The 19,081-nt window shown below is 46.1% G+C and carries 18 protein-coding genes; 17 read left to right on the plus strand and 1 reads right to left on the minus strand.

The genetic code is table 11. The annotated features are described in order from the left end of the window. Positions 1–311 precede the first annotated feature (311 nt). The 14 genes from rny (at position 312) to B9N86_RS10235 (ending at position 14,756) form a co-directional block, all read left to right on the plus strand. Entirely contained in the window at positions 312–1,853 is a 1,542-nt protein-coding gene (gene rny / locus B9N86_RS10170) for a ribonuclease Y (RefSeq protein ID WP_208918946.1), read from the plus strand. A gap of 83 nt (positions 1,854–1,936) precedes the next feature. Next, positions 1,937–2,731 carry a TIGR00282 family metallophosphoesterase gene (locus tag B9N86_RS10175; protein WP_208920195.1) on the plus strand — a complete coding sequence of 265 codons (795 nt, stop codon included), beginning with the start codon at positions 1,937–1,939 and terminating at the stop codon, positions 2,729–2,731. 131 nt (positions 2,732–2,862) lie between these two features. Continuing rightward, positions 2,863–3,123, plus strand: a complete 261-nt coding sequence (locus B9N86_RS10180; RefSeq protein WP_054956146.1) for a stage V sporulation protein S — start codon at positions 2,863–2,865, stop codon at positions 3,121–3,123. Positions 3,124–3,207: 84 nt separating this feature from the next. Beyond that, on the plus strand, positions 3,208–4,164 hold the full coding sequence (locus tag B9N86_RS10185) for a dipeptidase (RefSeq protein WP_208918948.1): 957 nt from the start codon (positions 3,208–3,210) through the stop codon (positions 4,162–4,164). A 163-nt stretch (positions 4,165–4,327) separates the two neighbouring features. Continuing rightward, the gene (locus tag B9N86_RS10190; protein WP_208918950.1) at positions 4,328–6,082 is read left to right on the plus strand and encodes a 2-oxoacid:acceptor oxidoreductase subunit alpha; all 1,755 of its coding nucleotides are present in this window, start codon (positions 4,328–4,330) and stop codon (positions 6,080–6,082) included. 2 nt (positions 6,083–6,084) lie between these two features. Further along, on the plus strand, positions 6,085–6,951 hold the full coding sequence (locus B9N86_RS10195; protein ID WP_208918952.1) for a 2-oxoacid:ferredoxin oxidoreductase subunit beta: 867 nt from the start codon (positions 6,085–6,087) through the stop codon (positions 6,949–6,951). Between the two features lie 110 nt (positions 6,952–7,061). After that, positions 7,062–7,634 (plus strand): phosphate propanoyltransferase, encoded by a 573-nt coding sequence (gene pduL, locus B9N86_RS10200; protein WP_208918954.1) that lies wholly within the window; start codon positions 7,062–7,064, stop codon positions 7,632–7,634. A gap of 193 nt (positions 7,635–7,827) precedes the next feature. Continuing rightward, positions 7,828–9,387: a tRNA (N6-isopentenyl adenosine(37)-C2)-methylthiotransferase MiaB gene (miaB, locus tag B9N86_RS10205; protein ID WP_208918956.1), complete on the plus strand. Its 1,560-nt coding sequence runs from the start codon at positions 7,828–7,830 to the stop codon at positions 9,385–9,387. A gap of 33 nt (positions 9,388–9,420) precedes the next feature. Continuing rightward, positions 9,421–9,876, plus strand: coding sequence for a YlbF/YmcA family competence regulator (locus B9N86_RS10210; protein WP_208918958.1), 456 nt, complete (start codon positions 9,421–9,423; stop codon positions 9,874–9,876). A gap of 133 nt (positions 9,877–10,009) precedes the next feature. Further along, positions 10,010–10,795: an NUDIX hydrolase gene (locus B9N86_RS10215; RefSeq protein ID WP_208918960.1), complete on the plus strand. Its 786-nt coding sequence runs from the start codon at positions 10,010–10,012 to the stop codon at positions 10,793–10,795. Between the two features lie 40 nt (positions 10,796–10,835). Beyond that, positions 10,836–11,384, plus strand: coding sequence for a cysteine hydrolase family protein (locus B9N86_RS10220; protein WP_208918962.1), 549 nt, complete (start codon positions 10,836–10,838; stop codon positions 11,382–11,384). Between the two features lie 49 nt (positions 11,385–11,433). Then, positions 11,434–12,903: a nicotinate phosphoribosyltransferase gene (locus tag B9N86_RS10225; RefSeq protein ID WP_208918964.1), complete on the plus strand. Its 1,470-nt coding sequence runs from the start codon at positions 11,434–11,436 to the stop codon at positions 12,901–12,903. A 225-nt stretch (positions 12,904–13,128) separates the two neighbouring features. After that, positions 13,129–14,151 carry an acrylyl-CoA reductase family protein gene (locus B9N86_RS10230; protein WP_208918967.1) on the plus strand — a complete coding sequence of 341 codons (1,023 nt, stop codon included), beginning with the start codon at positions 13,129–13,131 and terminating at the stop codon, positions 14,149–14,151. Positions 14,152–14,225: 74 nt separating this feature from the next. Further along, positions 14,226–14,756, plus strand: coding sequence for a hypothetical protein (locus B9N86_RS10235; RefSeq protein WP_208918969.1), 531 nt, complete (start codon positions 14,226–14,228; stop codon positions 14,754–14,756). A gap of 89 nt (positions 14,757–14,845) precedes the next feature. On the opposite strand, the gene B9N86_RS10240 is transcribed toward B9N86_RS10235, so the two are convergent. After that, complete coding sequence (locus tag B9N86_RS10240) at positions 14,846–15,358, minus strand: MogA/MoaB family molybdenum cofactor biosynthesis protein (RefSeq protein ID WP_208920196.1); 513 nt, start codon at positions 15,356–15,358, stop codon at positions 14,846–14,848. 124 nt (positions 15,359–15,482) lie between these two features. Between B9N86_RS10240 and B9N86_RS10245 the strand changes: the two genes are divergently transcribed. The 3 genes from B9N86_RS10245 to B9N86_RS10255 all read left to right on the plus strand — a co-directional run bounded on the left by B9N86_RS10245 (position 15,483) and on the right by B9N86_RS10255 (position 19,080). After that, positions 15,483–16,493 (plus strand): CobW family GTP-binding protein, encoded by a 1,011-nt coding sequence (locus B9N86_RS10245; protein ID WP_208918971.1) that lies wholly within the window; start codon positions 15,483–15,485, stop codon positions 16,491–16,493. A 75-nt stretch (positions 16,494–16,568) separates the two neighbouring features. After that, positions 16,569–16,907, plus strand: a complete 339-nt coding sequence (locus tag B9N86_RS10250) for a four-helix bundle copper-binding protein (RefSeq protein ID WP_208918973.1) — start codon at positions 16,569–16,571, stop codon at positions 16,905–16,907. A gap of 259 nt (positions 16,908–17,166) precedes the next feature. Next, a complete protein-coding gene (locus B9N86_RS10255; RefSeq protein WP_208918975.1) occupies positions 17,167–19,080 on the plus strand; it encodes an OPT family oligopeptide transporter in 1,914 nt (637 codons plus the stop codon). Position 19,081 lies beyond the last annotated feature (1 nt).

Consider the following 19,081-nt stretch of genomic DNA (forward strand, 5'->3'; position numbering starts at 1 on the left):
GGTCATTAATCAAGTGCTTTCCCTTGACAATTTCTTTTCTTAAATACTAAAATGAAAATGAATCTTTATCATTTATAGGTGCCTTTTTCCTTCCAAAAAAGTTACTTTTATGAAAGATTCGATTCATGATTCGCCAATTCATAGTGAAATGTAATCTGCCGGTATCGGCGGGCTATGCGTATGTTACACCATACGCAATGTTGACGGCAGAATAAGCTGCCGGAATTTTATGTATGAATGAAGCTAGAGTGACATGACAATTGAACATTTCCCAAGGAATGCCTTGGAGGAACCAACGAGGAGGTGAACAGATGGAAACCCTGATCTGGATCATAATCGTTCTCGTTGTAGCCGCTATATTCTTTGGGTTCGGTTATTTTATTCGCAAATCCCTTGCAGAAGCTAAAATTTCTAGCGCAGAACATGCCGCCATTCAGATCGTTGAGAACGCAAAGAAGGAAGCGGAAGCGCTGAAGAAAGAAACGGTACTCGAAGCTAAGGATGAAGTCCACAAAATTCGGGCCGAGGCTGAAAAAGACACTCGCGAACGTCGGAATGAAATTCAACGACAGGAACGCAGATTGTTGCAAAAGGAAGAATCGCTGGATAAAAAATTGGAATCTTTGGAACGTAAAGAAGAACAAGTGGCGAACAAAGAGAAACGAATTGAAGAAACCCAGCAGCAGATTGATTTGATTTACAAAAACCAGGTAACAGAATTGGAGCGAATTTCCAATCTGACCATGGAAGATGCCAGAAGCATCATTTTGAGCAACGTAGAGCAGGAAGTTCGCCACGAAACCGCGCAGATGATCAAAGAACTTGAGCAGCAGGCTAAGGAAGAGGCAGACAAGAAGTCGCGTGAAATTATTACGCTTGCCATCCAACGCTGTGCAGCTGATCATGTAGCGGAAACTACGGTTTCCGTCGTGACACTGCCGAACGAAGAAATGAAGGGCCGGATTATTGGCCGTGAAGGTCGTAACATCCGTGCACTTGAAACCCTTACAGGGATTGACCTCATTATCGATGATACACCGGAAGCGGTTATACTATCGGGCTTCGATCCGATTCGCCGTGAAATTGCTCGCACAGCTTTGGAGAAATTGGTGGCAGACGGTCGGATTCATCCGGCTCGTATCGAAGAGATGGTAGAGAAGTCCCGCAAGGAAGTGGACGAACGGATCCGCGAGTATGGAGAGCAGGCAACCTTTGAGGTTGGTGTGCATGGTTTGCATCCGGACCTGATCAAGATTCTGGGCCGCTTGAAATTCCGTACAAGCTATGGACAAAACGTGCTGAAGCATTCCATGGAAGTCGCTTACTTGACCGGTCTTATGGCTGGAGAGCTTGGCGAAGACATCACATTGGCGAAACGTGCCGGGCTGTTGCATGACATCGGTAAAGCGCTGGATCACGAAGTGGAAGGGTCGCACGTTGAAATCGGCGTGGAGCTGGCGAAGAAGTACAAAGAACATCCGGTGGTTATCAACAGCATTGCTTCCCACCATGGCGACTGCGAAGCGACCTCCGTTATTGCTATGCTTGTTGGTGCGGCTGACGCATTGTCTGCGGCAAGACCGGGAGCACGGAGAGAAACACTGGAGACTTACATTAAGCGTCTCGAGAAATTGGAAGCTATCACCGAATCGTTTGAGGGTGTTGAGAAATCATATGCCATTCAAGCCGGACGTGAAGTCCGTGTCATGGTACAACCTGATAAGATCGATGATGCTGAAGCTTTCCGCTTGGCACGTGATATTACGAAGACGATTGAGAATGAACTGGATTACCCTGGTCATATCAAGGTCACCGTTATCCGTGAAACTCGAGCGGTTGATTACGCGAAATAAAGTTCCAGATAAAAAAGTGGCCGCTTCCCGGCCACTTTTTATCTTTCATACCGAAATTTTTTCGATTAAAGGAGTTGATTGGCATCAACGTTTTATTCATAGGCGATATTGTTGGCAGCACTGGCCGGAAGGCTCTTAAAACTTCCTTGCCAGAATTGAAGTCCAAATATAATCCGCATATCATTATAGCAAACGGCGAGAACGCAGCATCGGGGCGGGGAATAACATCCGCAATCGCCAATGAGTTTTTCAACTGGGGTATTCATGGGATTACAATGGGGAATCACACATGGGATAATCGTGACATTTTTGAATTCATAGACCATGAATCCCGGATGGTAAGGCCTGCTAACTTTCCTCCAGGAACACCAGGGCGTGGTCATACGGTGATTAAAGTGAATGGCAAGGAGCTCGCTATCGTCAATCTGATGGGCCGGACATTTCTCCCTGCGATAGATTGTCCATTCCGGGCGGCAGACGAAATTGTGGATGAGCTTCGGATGAAGCATAAACATATTCTGGTTGATTTTCACGCGGAAGCCACATCAGAGAAGATCGCGATGGGTTGGCATATGGATGGACGAGCGTCGATCGTCGTGGGTACACATACACATGTGCAGAGCAACGACGATACAATTTTGCCGAACGGAACGGCATATCTGACAGATACGGGCATGGTTGGGTCCAAAGAAGGGGTACTGGGGATGCAGCGTGATGCTGTTCTTTATAAATTTAAGACCCAGCTTCCCGCACGTTTTCAAGTGGATGAAGGGAAATGGCACTTCCATGCGGTATATGTGCAGCTTGACGATACGACTGGCAAAGCGAAAAAAATCGAAAAAATTCGGATGTATGAAGATGAATGGAGAATGGATTAAAAGAGTGTGCAACGGTTTAAGAGTAAATAAGGAACGTTTGGTAAAAAGAAGGAATCTTTTCCCCACTCACGAATAACATCTAATAAACGGAAGCAAACCATCACTCAACATTCCCAGGGGAGGTACTTACCATGGAAGTATTAAAAGTTTCAGCAAAATCCAATCCGAACTCAGTTGCAGGTGCGCTGGCTGGAGTTCTTCGAGAACGCGGCGGAGCCGAGCTTCAGGCAATTGGGGCGGGAGCACTGAACCAGGCTGTTAAAGCCGTAGCGATTGCCCGGGGATTTGTGGCACCAAGCGGGGTGGACTTGATCTGCATCCCTGCTTTTACGGATATTGTGATTGATGGCGAAGACCGGACGGCGATTAAGTTGATCGTAGAACCTAGATAATGATGGAATGTTGAGGGTGAGCCTGTTTACCTATCAAAGTAAACAGGCTTTTTGCTATGGGTTAGAAGAGAGGGGATAGTGTACATGAAGGTTGTAGATTTTCACTGTGACGCACTGAGCAAGTTGTGGGAAAATCCTAAGGCTTCTTTTGACAATAGTCCAGATTTGGATGTGACGCTGAAGTCAATGGAAAAAGGCGATGTGGCGCTGCAGGTATTTGCTGTGTTTTTGTCAGAACAATACGGGCGCCCTTCGTTTGAACGCGTGATGGCACAAATTGATATCTTTCGCGCCAAACTGAATGGGACGGGAAAGCTGGAATGGTTGAAATGGCGTGATCAGATAAGAGAAGTACGAAGTGGAAGTAAACGTTGGGGGCTTCTTTCTCTTGAGGGAGTGGACGGGCTGGAGGGTAATCTGTTCTATGTCCGCCTCTGTTACGAGCTTGGGGTAAGATTGATGGGATTGACCTGGAATCATGCCAACTGGGCCGCTGATGGCGTAATGGAGAAACGTGGGGGCGGTCTGACAGATAAAGGGAGAGAGATGGTTCAATTGTGTAATGAACTCGGGATCATCTTAGACGTATCCCATTTATCTGTAGCCGGGTTTTGGGAGCTGGCTGAACTTGTTTCCCGTCCGCTGATTGCTTCCCACTCCAACGCCTATGGGGTCTGCCCGCATCCACGTAACTTGAGTGATGAACAAATTCGCGCACTTATTGCGATGGATGGCCGAATTGGACTGACATTTGTCCCTTGGTTTATCCGGCGTGACACCCCTACGGTCAAACCGGAGGATTTGCTGCCCCATGTTGAACGAATTTGTTCACTTGGAGGAGAGCATCACATGATGTTCGGGTCTGATTTTGATGGAATAGACCAATGGGTTGAAGGGCTGGAGAGCCCTTGTAAATACCAGGATTGGGTAAATACATTATTAAAGCATTATCCCGAACAGCTAGTGCAAGGCTGGATGTCGGACAATGCGTTAAATTTTCTTGAACAATATCTGCCTATGCAGCAGGGATCGCAATCATAACTTATAATAGAGCTATGTCTAGAAAATATTTCTTGCCATTTCACCATTAAACCGATAAACTTTATCGTAATTAATTCAACCCTTATTTTATAAGAAATTACACTGAATTCAAATTACACTGTATTATAAGTAAGATGCTTTTATATAAAAAGGAGTGGAGAGCTTGATCAGTCAATTATCTTGGAAAATCGGAGGACAGCAGGGAGAAGGGGTCGAAAGCACTGACCGTATTTTTTCGACAGCCTTAAACCGGCTGGGATATTACCTTTATGGTTATCGGCATTTTTCGTCCCGTATTAAAGGTGGACATACGAATAATAAAATACGTATCAGCACTCAACAGATCCGGTCCATTGCGGATGATCTTGATATATTGGTTGCATTTGATCAAGAAAGTATTGACCTGAATGCGCACGAGCTTCGCCCGGGTGGTGTTGTCGTAGCGGACACGAAGTTTAACCCCGTAGTTCCGGAAGATGCAGACATCCGGCTATTTGCTGTACCTATAACAGCCATAGCGGAGGAGCTTGGAACCTCACTTATGAAAAATATGGTAGCTTCTGGTGCATCATGGGCGCTGCTTGGCCTTCCTCTTGATGTGTTCAACCGTGCCGTTGAAGAAGAATTCGGACGTAAGGGTGCAGCTGTCGTAGAGAAAAATCTAGAGGCCGTAAAACGGGGCTCAGATTATGTACTTGAGCTTGCAGGTGGTCCGCTGGATGAGTTCAAGCTGAATCCGGCTGACGGAAAGCAGAAGCTGTTTATGATCGGAAACGATGCCATCGGTCTTGGTGCCGTGGCTGCAGGCTGCCGCTTGATGAGCGCTTACCCGATAACTCCTGCCTCCGAAATTATGGAATACTTAATTAAAAAGCTGCCTAAATTCGGCGGTACCGTAGTTCAGACAGAAGACGAAATCGCTGCCGTAACGATGGCTATCGGAGCCAACTACGCTGGTGTTCGTACCATGACAGCTTCTGCAGGGCCAGGTCTGTCTCTCATGATGGAAGCCATCGGTCTTGCCGGTATGACGGAAACGCCGGTTGTTATTGTAGATACACAACGCGGTGGTCCGAGCACCGGTCTGCCAACGAAGCAGGAGCAGAGTGATATCAATGCGATGATTCATGGTACGCACGGGGAAATTCCCAAAATCGTACTGGCACCCAGCTCAATTGAAGAGTGTTTTTATGATACGGTGGAGGCCTTTAACTTGTCCGAGCAATATCAAGTTCCGGTTATCGTTGTAACGGATTTGCAACTGTCACTAGGTAAGCAGTCATGTGAACCGCTGGATTACAGCCGGGTTGTGATTGATCGCGGAAATCTTGTAAGCAACGTGCCGGAGCAAGAGGAGAAGAATCTGTTCAAGAGATATGAGTTTACAGACAGCGGGATATCACCTCGTGTTCTTCCAGGAGAGAAGAACGGGATTCACCATGTTACCGGTGTTGAGCACGATGAATCAGGACGACCATCAGAGTCAGCGGAAAATCGCAAAAAAATGATGGATAAGCGTCTTGGCAAGCTGAATCATGTGAAAGTAACGAACCCAATATTGGTTGATGCTCCATATGAAAAGCCCGATCTTCTCATTATCGGAATGGGCTCTACGGGTGGAACAATCGATCAGGCGCGGGAGTTGCTTGAAAACGATGGAACTACAACGAACCATGTTACTGTCCGTCTGCTTCATCCGTTCCCTACAGATGCTATTAAACCGTATATCGACCAAGCAAGACAGGTCATCGTTGTTGAAAATAACGCAACTGCTCAACTAGCTAACCTCATCAAGCTGAACGTTGGCGGACGTGAGAAGATTAGCAGTGTACTCAAATATGATGGTAACCCGTTCCTGCCGTCTATTATTTATAACGAATGCAGAAATGTCTACGTCGACAGTAAGGAGCTGGTATAACGATGGCTACGTTTAAAGATTTCCGTAACAATGTCAAACCGAACTGGTGCCCCGGCTGCGGCGACTTCTCTATACAAGCCGCTATACAGCGTGCAGCAGCCAGCTGCGGCCTGGAGCCGGATCAGCTTGCTGTCATTTCAGGTATCGGCTGCTCGGGCCGGATATCGGGATATATCCATGCATATGGAATGCATAGCATTCATGGACGGGCACTGCCAATCGCACAAGGGGTTAAGCTTGCAAATCGTGATCTGACAGTAATTGCTTCAGGTGGGGACGGCGACGGATTTGCGATCGGTATGGGCCATACGATTCATGCCATCCGCAGAAACATCAACATTACGTATATTGTCATGGACAATCAGATATACGGCCTGACCAAAGGTCAAACCTCACCACGAAGTGCGGAAGGCTTTGTTACCAAGAGTACACCTGAAGGTTCGATCGAGTCGACACTATCACCGCTGGAACTGGCGCTTTCAGCAGGCGCTACTTTTGTCGCTCAGTCTTTTTCGAGTGACATCAAACAGCTAACCGCTTTGATAGAGGCAGGGATTAAGCATGAAGGGTTCTCCATTATAAATGTGTTCAGTCCATGCGTCACGTTTAACAAAGTGAATACCTATGAGTGGTTTAAAGATCATATCGTTAATTTGGACAGCTTTCCGGAATATGATTCTTCGAACCGGATCAGCGCTATGACTAAACTGATGGAAACGGATGGTTTGGTCACAGGGTTGATCTATCAGGACAATAGCCGGAAAAGCTATGAGAATCAAATTTCCGGATTCCAAGATACACCTCTGGCCCATCAGGAGCTTCAGTTAACCCGGGAACAATTTGACAATCTTGTAGCAGAATTCAAATAAACCAGATCTAGGCAGGCGGAATAACCGCACTGCCTTTTTATTTTTAGGTAATAGAGAGTATAATAGATGTTGGCATGTACAGCTTATAGAGAAAACAAGGAGTGAGACAGATGAGCAAAACTGTACCTGTGGGTGTTTCGGCCCGCCATATTCATTTAACTCAAGAGCATATTGAAGCATTGTTCGGACCCGGTTACCAATTGACCGAGTTTAAACCATTGTCCCAACCGGGGCAATTTGCAGCTAACGAAACGGTGGCTGTGATTGGTACGAAAGGACAATTCGATAAAGTCAGAATTTTGGGACCTGCTCGTCCAGCATCACAGCTGGAGATTTCCCGTACGGATTCTTTTGCAATTGGTGTAAAAGCGCCTGTTCGCGAATCTGGAAACATTGAAGGTACACCAGGTATTACAATTAAAGGCCCTGCAGGTGAAGTTACCGTGGACGAAGGTGTTATTGTGGCTGCGCGTCATATTCACTTCCATACTTCTGATGCTGAAAAATGGGGCATTCAAGATAAGCAAATGCTTAAAGTGCGTCTCGGTGGAGAACGCGGCCTAGTGCTCGAAAACGTTGTTGCGCGCGTTTCCGACAATTTTGCGCTGGACATGCACATTGATACCGACGAAGCGAATGCCTCTGGTGCCAAAACAGGGGATACTGCAGAAATCATTGATTAAGATGCATTCATAAGAGAGTCAGTCACAGGATTATCCGGTGACTGACTCTTTTTTGCTTTGTTATGATGTTGACAGGTCACCCCAGGATAGTAGCTTAGGATGGAAGATCATGATATAATTAGGGGCAGTGCCTACATGGCAGATAATGAAATAGACATCGATTTATAGCGGATTTTAAGGAGTGACCTAGCATATGTCCAAAGATAAGAAGGACTACTCCAAGTATTTTGATTTTTCGGATGCCAAAATTTTGTCCGAGGACGAAAACGGTAAGAGAATCCGAATCCGGGGACGGGAAATCAATATTCTATCGGAGCCTAACCATAGACAAGAAAAACAGCGCGGTAAACAGGACGTTCAGGTGCTGTACGATACGGCTTTACCGGAGGAATTCAAAACCATCGGTTTAGGGAAATTCTACCTTGTGTACACATTCGGATGCCAGATGAATGAGCATGATTCCGAGACGATCAAGGGAATGCTGGAGCAGATGGGTTATAAAGCTACAGAAGACCGCATGGAAGCCGACATTATTTTACTTAATACCTGTGCCATTCGTGAGAATGCAGAGGATAAAGTGTTTGGTGAGTTGGGTCATTTGAAGCATCTGAAGACCGAGAAGCCAGATATGCTGCTTGGTGTTTGCGGATGTATGTCACAGGAAGAAGGGGTCGTTAAACGGATTTTATCGAAACACGGGTTCGTAGACCTGGTGTTCGGTACACATAATATCCATCGTCTTCCTCATCTCATCCAAGAAGCGCTCTTCAGCAAGGAAATGGTCGTGGAAGTCTGGTCTAAGGAAGGCGACATTGTTGAGAACTTGCCTAAGAAACGGGAAGGACTTCGTGGTTGGGTCAACATTATGTACGGGTGTGACAAGTTCTGTACCTACTGTATTGTTCCGTTCACACGGGGTAAGGAACGCAGCCGTAGGCCGGAGGACGTGATCGCAGAAGTCCGTGAGCTTGCGCGTCAAGGCTTCAAAGAGATCACTCTTCTTGGTCAGAACGTTAACGCGTATGGTAAGGACTTCACTGATATTACGTACAGTTTTGCGAATTTGATGGATGATATCCATAAGATTGATATTCCGCGTGTGCGGTTCACCACTTCCCATCCAAGGGATTTCGATGATCACTTGATCGAGGTTCTGGCGAAGGGCGGAAATCTGGTCGAGCATATCCATCTTCCAGTACAGTCAGGAAGCAGCCAAGTACTGAAGAAAATGAGTCGCAAATACTCGCGTGAAACGTATCTGGAACTTTCTCGCAAGATTAAGCAAGCCATTCCGGACGTTGTATTGACTACCGATTTCATTGTTGGTTTCCCTGGAGAGACTGACGAGCAGTTCGAGGAGACACTGTCCCTGGTGCGTGAGGTAGGCTATGATTTTGCTTACACGTATATTTACTCGCCACGTGAGGGTACTCCAGCAGCAGTAATGGAGGACAACGTTCCGATGGAAGTGAAAAGTGAACGCCTTCAGCGCCTGAATGCTGCGATCAATGAGCATAGCCGCAAGAGTAATGACCGCCTGCTTGGCGCAACGGTAGAAGTACTTGTTGAAGGAGTTAGTAAGAACAATGATTCCATGCTGTCGGGACGGACACGTTCCAACAAGTTGGTTCATTTTGAAGGATCGGCTGATCTGATCGGCAGCTTTGTTCACGTGCGAATTACAGACCCGATGACCTGGTACATTAAAGGTGATATGATTACTGAACCGTTTGCGGCTACGGATGCGGTTTAACCAATATATTTTTCATAATGATGAATTGGGGCGATGAACTTGACACAGGAGCAGGGTCGTGTAAATAAACATGGGATGCCGACATTCAATACTCGTGAATTAATTATTCGTGAGGATATCATGGCTAAAGCAGAAGAACTTGCCGGATTAATCTCCACGAGTGAAGAAGTGAAGATGTTTCAACAGGCGGAAGAGAAAATCCGTAATCACGAGCGAGTTCAAGAATTAATTAAGACCATTAAGAAAAAACAAAAGGAAATTGTCGCTTTCGAGACTTTCAAGAATAATGACATGGTTGCAAAAATCGAGCGTGAAATCGAAGAGCTTCAAGACGAGATCGATGGCATTCCGCTCGTTGTGGAATTCCAGCAGAGTCAAAGCGATATTAACTATTTGTTGCAGTTGGTTGTATCTGTTATTCACGATACGGTTTCACAAAAAGTAAACGTAGAGACAGGCAAAGACACACCGCCGAGCAGCTGCGGATAAGAGAGGTGCGGATTATCTTCCGCGCCTTTTCTATTGAAACACGCTCCAAAAAAGGAAATGCAGAAAAAATATCCAGGAACACCTTGACATCGAATTTCAATATGTCATAATGATATTATCAAAATGAATAATAATGGTGATGAATATGACGGATAACGAACAGAAACCGAACAGTAATACGAAGAAATATAGAACACCGGACGGAGTTCCTGCAGATATCGTTATGTTTACACTGACGAAACGGGAACGTAAGACGGTGACTAAGACACTTCCTATTAGAGAACTTAAAGTCATGCTGATCCGGCGCAGATCATGGCCATGTGCTGGTATGTGGGCCTTACCTGGTGGATTTTGCCGCGAGAGTGAGTCTATTTATGATGCGGCGAAGCGGGAGTTGAAGGAAGAGACCGGAGTGGACGGTGGACACCTCGAATATCTCGGCGTTTACAGCACTCCAGGTCGCGATCCGCGGGGCTGGATAATCAGCCAGGCGTTTTATGCTCTTGTTGAGGAATGGATGCTTGAACACAGGCAGGCTGCTGATGATGCGGAAGAGGTAGGACTGTTTACCATCGAAGAAGCGCTTGAAGAGTTGGAACTTGCCTTCGACCACAGAGATATTATTTTGGACGCCTACCGAAAAATTCAACATCAGATGCTGCAGACCACAATTGCCAAACAATTTCTACCCGAACATTTTACACTGAGCGAGCTGTACCAGGTTATTCAGACGGTGGTACCGGAATTTAAGGAACCTAACTTCATCCGTAAGATTACCTCCACACGAAGCCGACAAGGCATTTTGGAGGAGGTGCGGGATGAGAACGGTAAACCGCTAAACTCCAATCAATATTCCCAGCGTCCAGCCCAGCTGTACCGTTTTACAGATCATGCCCCTCTGCTTTCGATTTATACCTGATGATGTCTTGATATGACTAAAATCAAAGGGAGTGAACGGAATGAAAGCGTTGATTGTTATTGACTTTACGAATGATTTTGTTGACGGTAGTCTTCCTGTAGGCGAACCAGCAGTAGAGATTCAGCATACCGTAGCTGAGTTGACCAAGCGGTATGCTGACCGTGGGGATTTTGTCGTGATGGCCGTAGATCTGCACGAAGAAGGAGATCCTTATCACCCTGAGGTGAAGCTGTTTCCTCCTCATAACATTAGAAACACTCGCGGACGTCATTTATATGGCGAGCTTGAGGAAGCGTACGAGTCTCGTAAGGACGTTATTTACTGGATGGATAAGACCCGTTACAGTGCTTTTTGTGGAACGGATCTCGACATTAAGCTGCGGGAGCGTGGCATAACGGAGGTTCATTTAATTGGGGTCTGTACGGATATTTGTGTGCTGCATACGGCAGTTGACGCATATAACCGCGGGTATTCCCTCAAGATATATGAAGATGCGGTTGCAAGTTTTAATCCGGAAGGTCACCAATGGGCACTCAGTCATTTTAAAGGCAGTCTGGGTGCGGAAGTCGTTCGGAGTGAACATAAATGACAGCTTGAGGAATCCGGCATGTCTGGCCGGATGACAGGAGGAGGAACATATGATGACAGCAGGACTGGCTTTGCATACCGACAAATATCAAATAAATATGATGTATGCACATTGGATTAATGGTTCCCACCATACCAAAGCGGTATTTGAAGCCTATTTCCGGAAACTGCCCTTTGGCAACGGCTACGCTGTATTTGCAGGCCTTGAACGAATCGTAAATTATATTGAAGGACTTCATTTCACAGAAGAAGACATCTTCTACCTCTCCAAACAGGAAGAGAAATATGACAAGGCTTTTCTGGATGAACTGCGTCGCTTCCGGTTTGGAGGCAGTATTCATGCCATGAAAGAAGGTGCACTCGTATTCCCGAATGAGCCCTTAATTACTGTGGAAGGTACCATATTTGAAACCCAGCTTGTCGAAACAGCGATACTTAACTTCATGAACTTTCAAACGTTGATCGCAACGAAAGCTTCCCGAATCCGTCAGGTGGCAGGTAATGATATTTTGCTGGAGTTTGGTACACGCCGGGCTCAGGAAGCAGACGCTGCGGTCTGGGGAGCAAGAGCGGCCTATTTAGCCGGATTCCATGCCACTTCCAATATGCTCGCAGGTGAAAAGTTCGGAATTCCGACGAAAGGTACTCATGCGCATTCATGGGTTCAAACGTTCCGCAGTGAACAGGAGGCCTTTGACATTTTTGCCAAGGTGATGCCGGATCAGGTGACTCTCTTGGTTGATACCTATGATACATTGGGGAGCGGTGTTCCCCATGCCATTATGACAGCGAAAAAGCTGGAAGCGCAAGGCAAGCGGATGAATGCCATTCGCCTCGATAGCGGCGACTTGGCTTACTTGTCCATTCAGGCACGTAAAATGCTAGATGATGCCGGACTCCATTATGTTCAAATTGTTGCATCGAATGATCTGGATGAAGGTACGATCCTTGATCTAAAGGCACAAGGAGCTCGGATTGATACTTGGGGCGTAGGCACACAGCTTATCACTGCTGCGGACCAGCCGGCGCTTGGTGGAGTATATAAACTGGTGGAACGTGAAGTAGATGGTGTTATGGTACCGACAATCAAGATCTCCGGAAATCCTGAAAAGGTGTCGACACCAGGGAAAAAAGATGTGTATCGTATTGTTTCCAAGGGTAGCGGTAAAGCAATTGCTGATTATATCAGCTTTCCTGAAGAAAAAATGCCGCCGGAAAACGGAAAGTTAAAACTCTTTAATCCGCTACATCCTTATATGCGCAAAAACGTGCGAGATTTTGATGCTGTTCCTTTGCTTGCACCTATTTACGACAATGGAGAGCTGGTCTATGAGCTTCCAACCTTGGAAGAAATTCGTGCTTACCACAACAGCCAGTTGAACCAGTTCTGGCCGGAATATTTGCGAAAGCTCAACCCGGAGATTTACCGTGTCAATCTGAGTGAGGCTGTATGGGAAATGAAGCAAAAGCTCATCGCGGAGTATATGGAAGAACATCAAGAAGAAAATCACGACGATTAAATTCAGATAGTGATTTAGGATTGTAAGCAAATCATATGCTAATGGCAGGTCAAGACAGCAGCTCTTGGCCTGCCATTTTTGATTGGAAGACACAATTATTTCTCGGGAAAGCGCAGGAGATGTCAAAAGGTCCTACATAATCACACGCTTCGACAATGGACTTTTTTAATAGCGATGGGATCGGGTAGTATTTATCATAGAATGGTGAAAGAAAGGGGTAAAACTATGAATGCAGACACAATATTTCAGGCGTTTGTTGTCCGTAATGATGATCAGGGTTTTCGTAGCGGCGTAGAAGACTGGCGTATGGATCAGTTGCCGGAAGGGGATGTAACCATACGTGTTCTGTATAGCGGTGTCAATTACAAGGATGGCCTTGCCAGCACTCCGGAAGGAAGGATCGTCAGAAGGTATCCGTTTATTCCGGGGATCGATCTGGCGGGAACGGTAGTGGAATCATCTCATCCGTCTTTTAAAGAAGGTGATGAGGTACTCTGTACCGGCTATGAGCTGGGGGTTTCTCATGAAGGAGGATATAGCCAGTACGCACGAGTTAAAGGAGACTGGCTGCTGCCGTTGCCAAAGGGGCTTAGCCATAAAGAAGCGATGGGTATCGGTACGGCCGGTTTCACTGCCGCTCTATCGGCAGCCAGTCTGCTTCTGAACGGCGTTCAACCCTCGGATGGACCGGTCCTGGTTGCGGGTGCGTCAGGTGGCGTAGGGAGCTTCTCGGTGTCTATTATGTCTAAGTTAGGATTTGAAGTAGTTGCATCTACCGGCAAAATTTCTTCTCAAGGAGATTGGTTGAGAGGAATTGGCGCTCATACGGTTATATCGCGGGACGAAACGTCAGCGGAGTCAAGGGGCGTGCTCGCTGCTGAAAAATGGGCTGCTGTAATTGATCCGGTTGGCGGCGCTCAGTTAACAGGACTGTTGAAACACGTCAAATACGGTGGTGCAATTGCACTCTCCGGTTTAACAGGCGGTGGTGACTTTGCGGCTACGGTATATCCGTTTATATTGAGAGGCGTAAAGCTTTTGGGCATTGACTCCGTCTTTTGTCCGATGAACATACGTAAGGAAATATGGAGCAAACTGGCCGGTGAATGGAAACCTGATACGGCGCTGAAGTCAGGGATACATGTGCATCCTCTACATGAGCTTCCGGAAATATTAGCCAATATACTGAAAGGCGGGGCGACCGGCCGAAGTATTATATCTCTCTTCGAAGAATCTGAAGTCGAATAATCAGCTTCTCCGTCAGGCATTCTATTCCTAAGACGTCATGCAGGCTTTGCGTGACTGGAAAGGATGGATGAAGCTTGGTGAATCGATGGGCGATAGGGCTGCTTTCATTTTCTTTGCTGGCTGTAATCATGGGATGTACGAGAGATGCAGCCAAAGAAGAAATGAAGAAATATAACATGCAAGCGTATCAGGAAGGGAATAAAGAGGCAAAAACGGAAGGATCCGGACTTAACGGGCAGCTTCTGAATACGATGAAGGATTTATTTAAGGACCATAATATTCGTCTGACAAATGACACGTATGCAGAAGATGATGCTGGAAACATGTCGTACCTATACCGAATGAATGATGACTCTAGCCAGTTAATTACAGTGCACATCTTTACAGATGAACAGGCAAGAATTAATGGCATTAAAGAATTATATGGTGCTGGCGGACTGAACGAAACCGGAACAATGGATAATATGATTTTCACGCAACGTGAGGCCGCGCTGGTATATACATCGGCAGGAAAAAAGAAAGACCAATACACGGAGCAAGTGAAAAAAGTAGCTGCTGACGTGCTTAACCAACTGCCACGTCGATCCAATGACAAACCCAAATGAATACACTGAAATAAAGGCGGGCAACTGAGGTTAATCAGTGCTCGCCTTTTTATATATACATCAATTCTGTCTATTCGGAACTTTGTTTTTCATCGCTGCTTGTTCATCTCTCGTACGACATGCCGAAGCTCTGGCAGAAGGATTCGCTCCATCGCAAGCCGGACAGCTCCACGTGAACCAGGCATGGAAAAGACAGCTGTGTTACCGACCGTTCCACCGATGGCGCGGCTCAGGATTGCGGCAGCCCCGATCTCTTCAAAGCTTAAATAGCGGAAAATCTCGCCAAACCCACTCAATTCTTTGTCGAGCAAGGATGACACCGCCTCATAAGTACTATCACGGTTGGAGATTCCTGTTCCCCCGGTTAATAGAAGAGCCTCAACTGTCGGATTGCTGGAGGCCTCATAGATCAACTCACGTATAGCATCATAGTCATCCTTCACAATGATATGTTTAACTACGCTATAACCAGCTTCTTCAAGGGAAGTTTTTATCAATTGCCCGCTCTCGTCAGTTTCGGGCGTTCTTGTATCGGATACCGTAACAATCATGCACGAAATAGTCTCAGGTGATTGCTGGCGATGTTCATCTACAGAGTTCATCATGTATACAACTCCAATCTTTTAAACTTTTGATTTTTCGTTAAGTCTACCCGCTTCCTTGCTGACAGAAGCTTAAGTGTAGTACACTCGCTAACATAGAGCATTGCAGAAAGGACGATTACATATGAAAAACGGAGTTACACCCATATATATATTATCAGGTTTTTTAGGCAGTGGTAAAACAACCCTGTTATCGAGGATGATAGCATACTGGAAACAGCAGGGATTAAAGCCTGCTATCGTGATGAATGAGATCGGCGAAGTAAATATAGATGGAATGATTGCTGGAGAGGATGTACCAACCGCAGAAATGCTAAGTGGCTGTATATGCTGTTCAATCCGAGCTGACCTGTCTTCAGAGATTGCAATGCTGATTCAGAACGAGAAGCCTGATGTCATCGTCATTGAGGCTACAGGGGCAGCCAATCCTATGGAAATTCTCGATGCAGTCGCTGAAGCATCACTGTATATCAAAATTGATGTTAAAAATTTGATCACCGTAGTAGATTCCGCACATCTTCTTCACTTGCATGAAGTGCAGAAAGGGAAGACATACCGTCTGATGCAAGAGCAGATTCGCTGTGCTTCAACATTGATCCTAAACAAAATAGATCGGATTAGCGAAGAAGAACAGCAGGAGGCGGCCCGGATTGTACGAGGATGGAACGCTGTTGCATCCATACTTCCTGCTGTACGCTGTGATGTAAACCCGGATGTGCTTCTCAAGGAAGTATCGGTTATAGCAAAAGATCGAAATTCTGATAATCGAACAGATACTGAAGTCACTGAGAAACATCACGCCCCTGATAACGAGCACAATCATGACCATACACATGATCACGTTATGTCATTCACCTATTATTTTAAGGGACCCGTCAATAGTAATGATTTTGAAGCTTTTGTAGCCGGTCTTCCGAGAGAAATATATCGTGCCAAGGGGATCTTAACATTTAGCGATACGGCCAGTCGGTTCCTTTTCCAATATGCATATCGAGAATCCGATTTCATGAAGATCAATCCTCAAGGTCAACTGTCTGATGTGGTCGTGTTTATCGGTGAGCATTTCAGCAAGACATGGATTAAAGAACAATTAGTTGAGTTGGAAGCAAAAGCGACCTCACAGGGATCAAGATAGAAGTGATTGGTTCAGCCAGCAGCCAAATGGTTTAATACAATGACAGAGCGAAATCGTGCCTAGGAGGTTTACGTAATGAATAACGAACTACAATATAAAGATTGTATTGAAGCTTGTCACCAAACCATGAATGCATGTAATGTGTGCTACGTCTCCTGTCTAAAAGAATATGATATCGCCATGCTGCGTGATTGTATTACTCTAACCCGGGAATGTGCGGGCATCTGTTCTTTTGCAGCTGAAGCTATGACCCGAATGAGCCCATATGTTGCTGATATTTGTGCTCTTTGCATTAAGATGTGCGAGTCTTGCGCGGATGAATGTGAGAAACAAATGCAGGATCACTGTAAACATTGTGCAGAAGTTTGCCGAAAATGTGCTCAGATATGCCGTGGAATGTGTTACGTTGCTTAAATAACCATATACTGTCATTGAACAGCCTTATGATAGACTGCCAATTCGGCATTCTGCTCATCGGGCTGTTTTTAAGAAAAATGAATTACATACGTTACCGTTCAATAGCGATAGATGTTCGCTATTGAGCGGTTTTTTTATTGTTGAAATATGCAATGCTGGACTGAATGGACTGATATCTGATGAAGATCCGGTTTGAAAATGGAGTGAAAGGGATAATATAAGGGATGCTTTTCTAACGAAGAGAGGAGATTACGGGATGCAAGATTCAAAAAGAAATAGCACCCCTTCAACATTTGTCCCATACGTACCCGCTTCAAAATCAATGGCCGAGCTGACTGCTTTTGCGATCGTGTTGGGGATCGTTCTAGCCGTCGTGTTTGCAGCAGCGAATGCCTATCTGGGATTAAAAATCGGCTTGACCGTTAGCGCGTCCATTCCGGCTGCTGTCATCTCTCTTGGTGTATTAAGAGGGATTTTCCGTCGCAAGTCGATTCTTGAGAACAATATCGTACAGACCATGACCACTGCTGGTGAAGCAGTTGCTGCCGGCGCTATTTTCACTTTACCGGCTCTGTATATGTGGGGGCATATCCCTTCCATGGCGACCATCAGCTTTATTGTTCTCGTTGGTGGGTTCCTTGGCGTGGCCATGATGGTTCCTCTGCGCAGATTACTCATCGTAAATGAGCATGCTACTCTCCCTTATCCGGAGGGAACGGCTTGTGCTGAAGTGTTGATGTCCGGGGATACCGGAGGAAAAAGTGCAAAAATGGTTGTGTACGGCTTCTTGATCGGCGGCGCGGTAAAAGCGATGGGTGATGGATTCAAATGGTTTCGAACCGAGATCGAAAGTACCATTTTCCGATTTAAAAATGCGGTAGTAGGCATGGATATATTTCCGGCTTTGCTAGGGGTCGGGTATATAATCGGACCACGGATTGCCGGACAGATGCTCGCTGGGGGTGTTCTTGCGTGGTTGGTCATCATCCCAGTCATCGGATTTATCGGTGCTGGCAGCATTGCTGTCGTAATCCCGTCAGCTAGTCCGATTGGCGAATTGGATGCATGGGGAATCTGGAGTGATTATATCCGTTATATCGGTGCAGGGGCAGTAGCAGCAGGCGGATTGATAACGCTTGTAAAGACGCTTCCTATGCTGTTCAGTTCACTTGCGGCGACGCTGCGAGGTTTACAAAATAAAAACAGCGGCAAAGTGACGCTGGATCGTACTAATTATGACATTCCAGGCATATGGGTATTCTCTATGATCGCTGTGCTGATTGTCATCATCGCGTTTGCTCCATTAACCGATGTGGGGATTGTGGGCGCTTTAGCTATTGCCATCTTTGGGTTTCTGTTTGTGACGGTAGCTTCACGTATCGTCGGACTTGTAGGTAGTTCGTCTTCTCCAGTATCGGGCATGACGATTGCAACACTGCTTGTCGTAACCTTTGTGTTCAAAGTGACTGGTATGACAGGTATGAGTGGTATGATTGCTTCTTTGACTGTAGGGGCCATTGTATGTGTCGCACTTGCAGTATCTGGTGATATTTCACAGGATCTAAAGACCGGTTATTTGGTTGGCGGTACACCATGGAAGCAGCAGATTGCTATGATGATCGGCGTACTCGTTTCAGGTCTTGTGATTGGCTTTATTTTGTCGGTGCTGAATGAAAGTTATGGATTGGGATCAGAGGACCTCCCGGCACCGAAAGCAGTACTGATGCGGATTATTGTCGAAGGGATTATGGCAGGTAATCTTCCCTGGGAACTGATATTTATAGGGGCGGCATCAGCCGTAGTCTTCGAATTGCTCGGTCTGAACTCATTGACGGTTGCTGTCGGCATCTATCTGCCCATCCATGTGAGCACACCAATTATGACGGGCGGTGTTGTCCGGTGGTTCATTGAGAAGATTTCACGTAAAGACGGAGAAATGCTGAAGGCAAGAGTAGAAACAGGGACATTGCTGGCTTCCGGTCTTATTGCTGGAGAGTCGCTGATTGGTGTCATTATTGCTGTGCTAATCTGGATGAATGTGGATATTCCTGGCAGCATATTGATCGAAAACAACTGGCTACCGTTCCTTATATTCCTGCTTGTTACAATAATCTTGACTTGGAGTACTTTAGCCAGTAAGAAATCACCTGTATCCCATAGTCAGGAGTGAG

This window comes from Paenibacillus uliginis N3/975 (assembly GCF_900177425.1).
GTDB lineage: Bacteria > Bacillota > Bacilli > Paenibacillales > Paenibacillaceae > Paenibacillus_AQ > Paenibacillus_AQ uliginis.

What these genes read in the sequence shown, in the direction of transcription:
- pduL (WP_208918954.1), top strand. Translation starts at nt 7,062, where the DNA reads ATGAGCAAAACTGTACCTGTGGGTGTTTCGGCCCGCCATATTCATTTA.
- rny (WP_208918946.1), top strand. Translation starts at nt 312, where the DNA reads ATGGAAACCCTGATCTGGATCATAATCGTTCTCGTTGTAGCCGCTATA.
- B9N86_RS10255 (WP_208918975.1), top strand. Translation starts at nt 17,167, where the DNA reads ATGCAAGATTCAAAAAGAAATAGCACCCCTTCAACATTTGTCCCATAC.
- B9N86_RS10225 (WP_208918964.1), top strand. Translation starts at nt 11,434, where the DNA reads ATGATGACAGCAGGACTGGCTTTGCATACCGACAAATATCAAATAAAT.
- B9N86_RS10230 (WP_208918967.1), top strand. Translation starts at nt 13,129, where the DNA reads ATGAATGCAGACACAATATTTCAGGCGTTTGTTGTCCGTAATGATGAT.
- B9N86_RS10215 (WP_208918960.1), top strand. Translation starts at nt 10,010, where the DNA reads ATGGTGATGAATATGACGGATAACGAACAGAAACCGAACAGTAATACG.
- B9N86_RS10245 (WP_208918971.1), top strand. Translation starts at nt 15,483, where the DNA reads ATGAAAAACGGAGTTACACCCATATATATATTATCAGGTTTTTTAGGC.
- B9N86_RS10210 (WP_208918958.1), top strand. Translation starts at nt 9,421, where the DNA reads ATGAACTTGACACAGGAGCAGGGTCGTGTAAATAAACATGGGATGCCG.
- B9N86_RS10250 (WP_208918973.1), top strand. Translation starts at nt 16,569, where the DNA reads ATGAATAACGAACTACAATATAAAGATTGTATTGAAGCTTGTCACCAA.
- B9N86_RS10180 (WP_054956146.1), top strand. Translation starts at nt 2,863, where the DNA reads ATGGAAGTATTAAAAGTTTCAGCAAAATCCAATCCGAACTCAGTTGCA.
- B9N86_RS10220 (WP_208918962.1), top strand. Translation starts at nt 10,836, where the DNA reads ATGAAAGCGTTGATTGTTATTGACTTTACGAATGATTTTGTTGACGGT.
- B9N86_RS10195 (WP_208918952.1), top strand. Translation starts at nt 6,085, where the DNA reads ATGGCTACGTTTAAAGATTTCCGTAACAATGTCAAACCGAACTGGTGC.
- B9N86_RS10185 (WP_208918948.1), top strand. Translation starts at nt 3,208, where the DNA reads ATGAAGGTTGTAGATTTTCACTGTGACGCACTGAGCAAGTTGTGGGAA.
- B9N86_RS10240 (WP_208920196.1), bottom strand. Translation starts at nt 15,358, where the DNA reads ATGAACTCTGTAGATGAACATCGCCAGCAATCACCTGAGACTATTTCG.
- miaB (WP_208918956.1), top strand. Translation starts at nt 7,828, where the DNA reads ATGTCCAAAGATAAGAAGGACTACTCCAAGTATTTTGATTTTTCGGAT.